Origin of the sequence: Streptomyces ureilyticus (assembly GCF_011045025.1) — a bacterium.
Classification (GTDB): domain Bacteria; phylum Actinomycetota; class Actinomycetes; order Streptomycetales; family Streptomycetaceae; genus Streptomyces; species Streptomyces ureilyticus.
On sequence record NZ_JAAKZX010000294.1, the window covers coordinates 1 to 9,397 of the forward strand.

Sequence of the window (9,397 nt, forward strand, 5' to 3'; positions counted from 1 at the left end):
GGGTCACAACGGGGGAGCACCGCAGGGGGGATCAACGGGGTCAACGGGGGACCTCGGAGGATCACGGGGATACACGGGGGACCACGGGGAAAAGGGAGCGGGACTGGAGGGCCGGGGGGTCCATCCAGTCCCGCTTCTCTGCGCGTACGTGACTGAAGCCGCCGTACGCGACTGAAGTGGTCGTACGTGATCACGCCACCGTACGCGCCTTCACGCACCGTCCCGCGGCGGCCGCTGCCAGCCTGCCCAGCGCCTCGTCCTTGTCGCAGGCATGGGCGCCCAGGGACGTCTGGCGGGACACGATGGAGCGTTCGGCGCGCATCAGGCGCCAGCCGCGGCGGAGCAGGAACGGAACGGACTTGCGGCCCTCCTTGAGGTCCCGCAGAAAGCGGCGGCGGAATGTCTTCACCGGCCCGCGGCTCAGACACAGCGCGTCCGCCAGCACCCCGATCTCCCGACACCGCTCGACGATCTCGGCGGCGAAGACGCCCTCCGCGATGAACAGCGGGGTCCGCCCTATGTCGACGATTTCTTCGCCGGTACGGGCGCTGAGGGAGATGTCGTACACGGGAACCTTCGTACGCCCCCTGCGGCACAGCTCGGCGATCGCCGCGACGGCCGTGTCCGCGTCCCAGGACAGCGGATGGTCCCAGTCGATGTCCGAACTCCCCGCCACCTGCGGCAGCGTCGGATCGTCGCCCTCCTTGTAGAAGTCGTCGAGCCGCAGCACCGGAAGCCCGGAGCGGGCCGCGAGAAGGGACTTGCCAGAACCGGAGGGACCGCACAGCAGCACGACCCGGGTGGCTATCGGGGGATGAGAACTCACGAGGCACCAGTGTGCGGCATCGGAGGCTTCTTGCCGACCCTGCGGGTCATGTTTGGATCACGCATCACATCGCAGCCCTGGCCCTCCTGGACGGAGGAGGATCAGGGCTGCGGCTTGTGCGGTTCGTGACGCGCTCAGCGAGACCAGTACGGCTAGTACGAGGAGCCGGACGCGCCCAGCGAACCCGTCGGGTGCCAGACCGTCTTCGTCTCAAGGAAGGCCGTCATGCGCTCGATGCCAGGCGTCTCCGCGTAATCCACAGGCTGTGGACGCAGGACCCGCTTGAGGTTGTCCGCGGCTGCGATCTCCAGTTCCTTCGCGAGTACGTCGTCCGCGCCGGCCAGGTCGATCGCGTTGACGTCCTGGTGGGCCGCGAGGGGCGTCGCGATTTCAGCCGTACGGCCGGAGAGGACGTTGACCACGCCCCCGGGGAGGTCGGAGGTGGCCAGGACCTCGCCGAGGGAGAGGGCCGGGAGCGGGGACTTCTCGGACGCCACCACGATCGCCGTGTTGCCCGTCGCGATGACTGGGGCGACCACCGAGACCAGGCCCAGGAACGACGACTCCTGGGGGGCGATGACCGTCACCACGCCCGTCGGCTCGGGCGTCGAGAGGTTGAAGAACGGGCCCGCCACCGGGTTGCCGCCGCCCACCACCTGGGCGATTTTGTCGGTCCAGCCCGCGTACCAGACCCAGCGGTCGATCGCGGCGTCCACCTGGGCGGCCGCCTTCGACTTGGAGAGGCCCTCCGCTTCCGCGACCTCCCGTACGAACTGCTCCTTGCGGCCCTCCAGCATCTCCGCGACGCGGTAGAGAATCTGGCCGCGGTTGTACGCCGTGGCGCCGGACCAGGGGCCGAACGCCTTGCGGGCCGCCACAACGGCGTCACGGGCGTCCTTACGGGACGCGAGGGGCGCGTTGGCCAGCCACTTGCTCTTCGAGTCGGTCACCTCGTACACCCGGCCGCTCTCGGAACGCGGGAACTTCCCGCCCACGTACAGCTTGTAGGTCTTGAAGACACTGAGCCTTGCGTCAACTGTGCTCATTTATCGCTCGCCCTCCGGGCTCGACGGGGCGAGGTACGCCTCCAGGCCGTGACGACCGCCCTCGCGGCCGAAGCCCGACTCCTTGTAGCCGCCGAACGGCGAGGTCGGGTCGAACTTGTTGAACGTGTTGGACCACACGACGCCCGCGCGGAGCTTGTTCGCGACGGCCAGGATCCGGGAGCCCTTCTCCGTCCAGATGCCCGCCGAGAGGCCGTACTGGCTGTTGTTGGCCTTGGCGACCGCCTCGTCCGGCGTGCGGAAGGTGAGGACGGACAGCACCGGGCCGAAGATCTCGTCGCGGGCGATGGTGTGCGCCTGGGTGACGTTCGTGAAGAGCGTCGGGGCGAACCAGTAGCCGGAGGACGGCAGTTCGCAGGCCGGGGACCAGCGCTCGGCGCCCTCCGCCTCGCCCTGCTCGGTGAGCGCGGTGATACGGGCCAGCTGTTCGGCGGAGTTGATCGCGCCGATGTCGGTGTTCTTGTCGAGCGGGTCGCCCAGGCGCAGGGTCGACAGGCGGCGCTTCAGGGAGTCAAGGAGCTCGTCCCGGATCGACTCCTGTACGAGAAGTCGGGAGCCTGCGCAGCAGACCTGGCCCTGGTTGAAGAAGATGCCCGTGACGATGCCCTCGACGGCCTGGTCGATGGGGGCGTCGTCGAAGACGATGTTGGCGCCCTTGCCGCCGAGTTCGAGGGTGAGCTTCTTGCGCGTGCCCGCGACGGTTCGCGCGATCTCCTTGCCGACCGCCGTCGAGCCCGTGAACGCGACCTTGTTCACGTCCTCGTGCCCGACCAGGGCTGCGCCTGCGTCGCCGTACCCGGGAAGGATGTTGACGACGCCCTTGGGCAGGCCCGCCTGACGGCAGATGTCCGCGAAGAACAGCGCCGAGAGGGGGGTCGTCTCGGCGGGCTTCAGGACCACCGTGTTGCCGGTCGCGAGCGCTGGGGCGATCTTCCACGCCAGCATGAGGAGCGGGAAGTTCCAGGGGATGACCTGGCCCGCGACGCCCAGGGGCCGCGGGCTCGCGCCGAAGCCTGCGTGCTCCAGCTTGTCCGCCCAGCCCGCGTAATAGAAGAAATGCGCCGCTACCAGGGGGAGATCGGCGTCGCGCGTCTCCTTGATGGGCTTTCCGTTGTCCAGCGTCTCCAGGACGGCCAGTTCGCGGCTGCGCTCCTGGATGATGCGGGCGATACGGAAGAGGTATTTGGCGCGCTCGGAGCCGGGCAGTGCCGACCACTTCTCGAAGGCCTTACGGGCGGCCTTCACCGCGCGGTCGACGTCCGCCTCGCCCGCCTGGGCGACTTCGGAGAGGACTTCTTCCGTGGACGGCGAGATCGACTTGAAGACCCTGCCGTCCGCCGCATCGGTGAACTCGCCGTCGATGAACAGGCCGTACGAGGGCGCGATGTCGACGACGGACCGGGACTCGGGCGCCGGTGCGTACTCGAATACGGAAGCCATGATGATCAATCCACCGTCACGTAGTCGGGGCCGGAGTAGCGGCCGGTGGCCAGCTTCTGGCGCTGCATCAGCAGGTCGTTCAGGAGCGAGGACGCGCCGAAGCGGAACCAGTGGTTGTCCAGCCAGTCCTCGCCCGCCGTCTCGTTCACCAGGACCAGGAACTTGATCGCGTCCTTGCTGGTGCGGATGCCGCCCGCGGGCTTCACCCCGACCTGTACCCCGGTCTGCGCGCGGAAGTCACGCACGGCCTCCAGCATGAGCAGGGTGTTCGCGGGCGTCGCGTTCACCGCCACCTTGCCCGTCGAGGTCTTGATGAAGTCGGCCCCGGCCAGCATGCCGAGCCAGCTTGCGCGCCGGATGTTGTCGTACGTCGACAGCTCGCCGGTCTCGAAGATGACCTTCAGGCGGGCGCTCGAACCGAGGGCTTCTCTGACCGCCACGATCTCGTCGTACACCTTCATGTAGTTCCCCGCGAGGAACGCACCCCGGTCGATGACCATGTCGACCTCGTCCGCCCCGGCCGAGACGGCGTCGCGTACGTCGGCCAGCTTCACGTCGAGCGCGGCACGCCCCGCCGGGAAGGCGGTGGCGACGGAGGCGACCTTGACGCCGGAACCGGCGACGGCCTCCTTGGCTGCGGCCACCATGTCGGGGTAGACGCAGACGGCCGCCGTCGTGGGGGTCGTACGATCCGTGGGGTCGGGATGGACGGCTTTGACGCCGAGCGCCCGGACCTTGCCCGGGGTATCCGCGCCTTCCAGTGTCGTCAGGTCGACCATCGAGATGGCGAGGTCGATGGCGTACGCCTTCGCCGTCGTCTTGATGGAACGGGTGCCGAGCGAGGCGGCGCGCGCCTCCAGGCCGACCGCGTCGACTCCGGGCAGCCCGTGGAGGAAGCGGCGCAGCGTGCTGTCGGACGCGGTTACGTCGCCGAGTGCGTGTGCGGCTGGTGCTGTGGTGGGCATGGTCACGAGGGGAGCATATCTACGCGCGTAGCGGCTGTACAGCCCTCGATGCTTTTCGCGCTCATCGAGAGATGGACACGGCGCGTCTTCGAGAGCTCGGCGACCGCGGATGAGCGTTGTCAGCGGCGTCGGGCAGAATCGGGAGCATGACGACCCCGGACCATCAGCCACCGCCACCGGACTCCCCGGGAACTTCCCCATCCCCGGAGGCCCAGGGCTCTTCGGATGCGCCGGGCTCTGCGGGACGTACGGACTCCCCTCAGGCTCCGGACACCTCGGATGCTCCGGGCTCTTCGGGATCTCCGGATTCTCCTGGCTCCCGGGAATCCCGGGGCGCTCCTGAGTCCCGCGGCTCGTCGGAACCCTCGCCGTCCTCGCCGTCGACGCCGTCCCCGCGGCCCTCGGTCCCGGAGTCCAGGGACCGGATCTACCGGTCGCCCGCGGCCATCGCGGGCGGTGTGATGCTGCTCGCCATCGCCGGCTGGCTCGGTATCGACGCGCTGATCGTCGGCGAGGGCCGGACGCCGTGGCTGGCGCTCGCCGGGCTGATCCTCTTCGTCCCGCTGGTCGTCGCCTTCACCCTGCGCCCGGCCGTCTTCGCGAACGACGACCGGCTGCGCATCCGCAACCCCTTCCGCATGATCGTGCTGCCGTGGGGCTCGGTCGAGGCCCTGCGCTCCGGCTACTCGAACGAGGTGCTCGACAAGTCCGGCACCAAGTACCAGCTGTGGGCGATACCCGTCTCGCTGCGCGCCCGTAAGAAGGCGGCGCGGCGGCAGGCCCGCGCGGACAAGGAGGGCGCCGAGGTCCGTCCGTCGCGGATGCCGGAGCCGACCGGGCCCGTGCGCGCCCAGGCCGACCAGATCATGGACGAGCTGCGTGAGCTGGTGGTGGCGCGGGGCCCGGACAAGCGGGCGCAGGGGGAGCCGTCGGTGCGGTGGGCCTACGAGATCGTGGCGCCGGCCCTGGCCGGTGCGGTGCTGCTGGCCATTCTGCTGGCGATGGGGTGACGGCTCGGGCCGCGTCGGGCCCTGAGGTGGTACCCAACACCCCGGATCTTGAGGAGATGGGCGCTTTGGCCCGTACGAGAGGGTGGTGACTGCCTTCGCCGTCCGGGTGTCCCGTCACGGGTGTTCCATTACGGGTGTCCGGTCCCGACCGGTCCAGGCGTCACCGGCGTAGCCACGCACTGAGGGAGTAGATGTGTCGTACGACGAGCCTCTGCGGCTGCCCGCCACGGCGATACCGGACGGCTGCCGGGACTGGACGGCCGGGCAGGCCGGCGTCTGGTCGGCGGTGCTGCCGCCGCGCTGGACGTTCCTGCGCGTCCGCAGGTCGGTCGCGGCCGGAGCGACCACCTTCGCGCTGTGCGCGGGCGGCTGGGCCGTGCTGCTCGGCGGGCTGTGGCCGTTCCTCGCGGCGGCGTTCGCGGTGTACGTCCTGTGGGTGCTCGCCCGCCCCGAGCTCGTCTGGGCCGGGGCGCCCGCGCTGCTCCTCGCGCTCGCGTTCCAGGCACCGTCGCAGCCGTGGGGGGTGACCGCCCTCTTCGTGCTCGTCGTCGGGGCTGCCTGGGCGGTCGTCGCCGTACGCCTGCGGGCCCGGAGCGCGCAGTACGAGCGGGCGCTGGAGGCAGCCGAGGGTGTCACGGCCTGGCTGCCGGACGCGGAAGAACCGGTGCGGCGCGGCAGCTTCCTGCGCAACCTCGGCCTCGTGGTCCTCGCCCTCGGCGTGCTGACCGGTGCCACCGCGGGCCTCTGGACCTCGGCCGACGACCGCCGGGGCGCCTGGGCCGCCGCCTTCTTCGTGGCCGGCCTCGGCGCGACCGCCCTGGCCTCGGCCTGGTTCGGCCGGCACCGGGCCGTTCAACTGCGCCGGGAGCCCGCACCGGTACTGCGCGTCCTGGTGCGCGACGACGTGGAAGGCAGCACGGAGGTGTACGCGGCGGATGACGTCCGGGCCATCCGCCCCCTGTTCACAGTCGACCTGACCTCGTTCGACGAAGACGACGAAGACGACGAGGACGACGGTGCCGACGAGGGCGACGCGGAAGCCGACGGGACGGAGACCGACGACGAGGAGCTCGAGCGGCTCCTGGAGTTCGTGGAGGCCGACACCCCGGGCCCGGTCCGCGAAGCCGTCCTCTTCGGCGTGCCCTACGACGGCGCCGAGGTCCGCGTCCTCAGCGCCGACGTGGACCCTGCTCAGCCTCCGCTGATCGAGTGGTCGACGGGCCCCGTGCGCCCGTTGTCGCTGAGCGCGGGGCGGCGGCGTATCGAACGGGAGAAGGCCCGGGAGGCACAGAGCCGCCAACTGGAGGAGCAAGCCAGGGAGTTGGCCGGAACCCAGCCGCCCGTCGCGGTACGCCGCTGGCATGCCGGATGGCTCGACCGGCTGGCCGCCGCGCTGCTGGTGGCCTGGGGAATCTGGCTCTGCTGGTCCTGGTTCGCTGAACCCGGCACCGCCGCGTGGAAGCTGGCCCTCGTCGTCATCCTGGGCGTCTACGGCGCCGTCCGCGTCCCCGTGAAACTGGCCTGGCGCATCACCGCCGACCGTACAGGCCTGTGGGTCACCGGCCTGCGGGGCCCCCAGCACGTCCCCTGGGAGGACCTCCGCTCCGTACGCCGCCAACGCTTCGAACTCAAACTGCGCTGGCGCGGCGACAACTGGGCCGTCGCCGCACCCCACTGGGGCTGGCTCGAGCGCACCCGCGGCCTGGTCCACCCGTACGACGCCCTGGCCGCCGAACTCAGCGCGATGCGCACGGACCCCGCACTGCGTCCGACGGGCGAGAGCACGGCCCCCGAACGCGGTCGCCCGCTGTGGCCGCTGACGGTCGTGCTGGCACTGGGGTGGGTGGTGGCGGTGATGGCGCTGAGGTGAGCGTGCTTACTGCCGCGGCGCCGTGGGCTCCTTCTTCAGTCTCTTGCCCAGCTGATGATGATGAGAGTGAGCGTCGGCAGCGCCGTGGCCGCGAAGCTCAGCAGCCAGTACGCATGAGATGACAGCGCCGACCTGCGCCGGAAAGGCCGGTTGGCCAGCCACCAGACGAGACCGAACAGCGTGAAGATCGGTGTGGCGACCATCACCCAGGGCAGCACGCCGTCGTTCTCGGTGGGCTCTCGGTCGGTCCAGCCCAGGTTGGCAAGGGGCCAGTTCGACGCGAAGTACCAGAGCAGGAACGCCGGCACCACGGCTGGGAACCCCAGCAGGACATTGACGACCAGGGGGAGGCTCACCCGGAGCCACGGGTGTGCGGTGTTCGTCTTCATCTGGTCCTTGTCGGCAGACGGCTGTGTGCGTCAGATGCCCGCTGCCGCCGACAGATCGCGCTTGATGTCCGTCAGAAGGACAGTCGCCCTCTCACGAGCCTTCGGCAGGTCGGCCTGCGAGGCGACCGGGATGACGACCTCCAGGTAGCACTTCAGCTTCGGCTCCGTGCCGCTGGGGCGGACGATGACGCGGGCGCCGTCGAGTGTGTAGCGGAGGCCGTCCGTGGGCGGGAGCTTGTCCGTGCCCTTCGTCAGGTCCTCCGACTTCGTGATCGCCAGGTCGGCCAGGTGGGTGGGCGGTTGCTCACGGAGGCGGTGCATCGCGCTTGCGATCAGGGAGAGGTCCTCCACGCGGACCGAGAGCTGGTCGGTGGAGTGCAGGCCGTACTCCACGGCGAGGTCGTCGAGGAGGTCGAGGAGGGTTCTGCCCTGCTCCTTGAGCTCCGAGGCCAGTTCCGTGATCAGCAGGGCCGCCGTGATGCCGTCCTTGTCCCGTACGCCCTCGGGGTCCACGCAGTAGCCGAGGGCCTCCTCGTACCCGTAACGCAAGCCCTCCACCCGGGCGATCCACTTGAAGCCCGTCAGGGTCTCCTCGTACGGGAGATCCGCCTTCTCCGCGATACGGCCGAGGAGGGAGGACGAGACGATCGACTCCGCGAAGGTGCCGCGGGCGCCGCGCCGCACGAGGTGGGCGGCGAGGAGGGCGCCGACCTCGTCGCCGCGCAGCATGCGCCAGTCGCCGCTGTCCTTGACGGCCACGGCGCAGCGGTCAGCGTCCGGGTCGTTCGCGATGATCAGGTCCGGGTTCGTCTCGCGGGCCTTCGCGAAGGCCAGGTCCATCGCGCCCGGTTCCTCCGGGTTCGGGAAGGCGACGGTCGGGAAGTCCGGGTCCGGGTCCGCCTGTTCGGCGACGAGGACGGGTTCCGGGAAGCCCGCGCGGGCGAAGGCGGCGCGGAGGGTGTCCTTGCCGACGCCGTGCATCGCCGTGTAGACGGTGCGAGCGGTTCGGGGGGAGTTCTTGGCGAGCACGGCGTCCGTACGGGCGAGATAGGCGTTCAGAACGCTGTCGTCGCCTTCGTCGGCGAGGATCTCCCAGCCGCCGGCCGGGCGCGGTACGTCGTTCAGGCTCGCGATCGCCTCGATCTGCGCGGCGATCTCGGCGTCCGCCGGGGGGACGATCTGGGAACCGTCGCCCAGGTAGACCTTGTAGCCGTTGTCGCGGGGCGGGTTGTGGCTGGCGGTCACCTCCACGCCCGCGATCGCGCCGAGGTGCCTGATGGCGAAGGCGAGGACGGGGGTGGGGAGGGGGCGGGGGAGTACGGCTGCCCTCAGGCCCGCGCCCGTCATCACCGCGGCGGTGTCGCGGGCGAAGTCCTCCGACTTGTGGCGGGCGTCGTAGCCGATGACGACCAGGCCGTTCTTGTGGCCCTTGCCCTTGAGGTACGCGGCCAGGCCTGCGGCGGCTCGGATGACCACCGCGCGGTTCATTCGCATGGGGCCGGCGCCGAGTTCGCCTCTCAGGCCCGCGGTGCCGAACTGGAGGGTGCCGGTGAACCGTGCGGTGAGCTCCGCTGTGGCCCTGGCGTCGATCAGCTGGGCGAGTTCGTCCCTGGTCTCCGGGTCGGGGTCTTCGGCCAGCCACGCCTTGGCCCTCGCGACGAGTTCATCCTGCACGTGGGTCAACCTCTTTCGTTTGGTTCGCTTCTGGTGCGGTGTGGATCCTGGAAGTGCGCCCCCGCAAGAGTTCTGGCGACCCGGCGCCGTTCCGCCGCCCGGCGGCCTCCGTGCTCGCCTCCCTCCCGGCTCCGCCCGGCGCCACGACGGGCGCGGAGA

General features: G+C 70.3%; 8 protein-coding genes. 2 read left to right on the forward strand and 6 right to left on the reverse strand.

What is annotated here, in order from left to right; translation table 11 throughout:
- Positions 1-190: 190 nt before the first annotated feature.
- The 4 genes from G6048_RS44185 to deoC form a co-directional block, all read right to left on the reverse strand.
- A complete protein-coding gene (locus G6048_RS44185; RefSeq protein ID WP_165345261.1) occupies positions 191-826 on the reverse strand; it encodes a uridine kinase family protein in 636 nt (211 codons plus the stop codon).
- Positions 827-978: 152 nt separating this feature from the next.
- On the reverse strand, positions 979-1,872 hold the full coding sequence (locus G6048_RS44190) for an aldehyde dehydrogenase family protein (RefSeq protein WP_165345262.1): 894 nt from the start codon (positions 1,870-1,872) through the stop codon (positions 979-981).
- A complete protein-coding gene (locus tag G6048_RS44195; protein WP_165345263.1) occupies positions 1,873-3,330 on the reverse strand; it encodes an aldehyde dehydrogenase family protein in 1,458 nt (485 codons plus the stop codon). It abuts the gene before it with no gap.
- Between the two features lie 5 nt (positions 3,331-3,335).
- Entirely contained in the window at positions 3,336-4,295 is a 960-nt protein-coding gene (deoC, locus tag G6048_RS44200; RefSeq protein WP_165345268.1) for a deoxyribose-phosphate aldolase, read from the reverse strand.
- A 425-nt stretch (positions 4,296-4,720) separates the two neighbouring features.
- Between deoC and G6048_RS50580 the strand changes: the two genes are divergently transcribed.
- Positions 4,721-5,305 carry a PH domain-containing protein gene (locus tag G6048_RS50580; RefSeq protein WP_328828781.1) on the forward strand — a complete coding sequence of 195 codons (585 nt, stop codon included), beginning with the start codon at positions 4,721-4,723 and terminating at the stop codon, positions 5,303-5,305.
- A gap of 193 nt (positions 5,306-5,498) precedes the next feature.
- Entirely contained in the window at positions 5,499-7,175 is a 1,677-nt protein-coding gene (locus tag G6048_RS44210; RefSeq protein WP_165345265.1) for a hypothetical protein, read from the forward strand.
- Positions 7,176-7,210: 35 nt separating this feature from the next.
- On the opposite strand, the gene G6048_RS44215 is transcribed toward G6048_RS44210, so the two are convergent.
- Both G6048_RS44215 and G6048_RS44220 read right to left on the reverse strand, forming a co-directional pair.
- The gene (locus G6048_RS44215; RefSeq protein WP_165345266.1) at positions 7,211-7,564 is read right to left on the reverse strand and encodes a hypothetical protein; all 354 of its coding nucleotides are present in this window, start codon (positions 7,562-7,564) and stop codon (positions 7,211-7,213) included.
- 30 nt (positions 7,565-7,594) lie between these two features.
- Positions 7,595-9,238 (reverse strand): phospho-sugar mutase, encoded by a 1,644-nt coding sequence (locus G6048_RS44220; protein WP_165345267.1) that lies wholly within the window; start codon positions 9,236-9,238, stop codon positions 7,595-7,597.
- Positions 9,239-9,397 lie beyond the last annotated feature (159 nt).

Bases quoted from the DNA above. Each gene is read 5' to 3' on its own strand.
- G6048_RS44215 (WP_165345266.1), bottom strand. From the start codon at position 7,564: ATGAAGACGAACACCGCACACCCGTGGCTCCGGGTGAGCCTCCCCCTG.
- deoC (WP_165345268.1), bottom strand. From the start codon at position 4,295: ATGCCCACCACAGCACCAGCCGCACACGCACTCGGCGACGTAACCGCG.
- G6048_RS44190 (WP_165345262.1), bottom strand. From the start codon at position 1,872: ATGAGCACAGTTGACGCAAGGCTCAGTGTCTTCAAGACCTACAAGCTG.
- G6048_RS44195 (WP_165345263.1), bottom strand. From the start codon at position 3,330: ATGGCTTCCGTATTCGAGTACGCACCGGCGCCCGAGTCCCGGTCCGTC.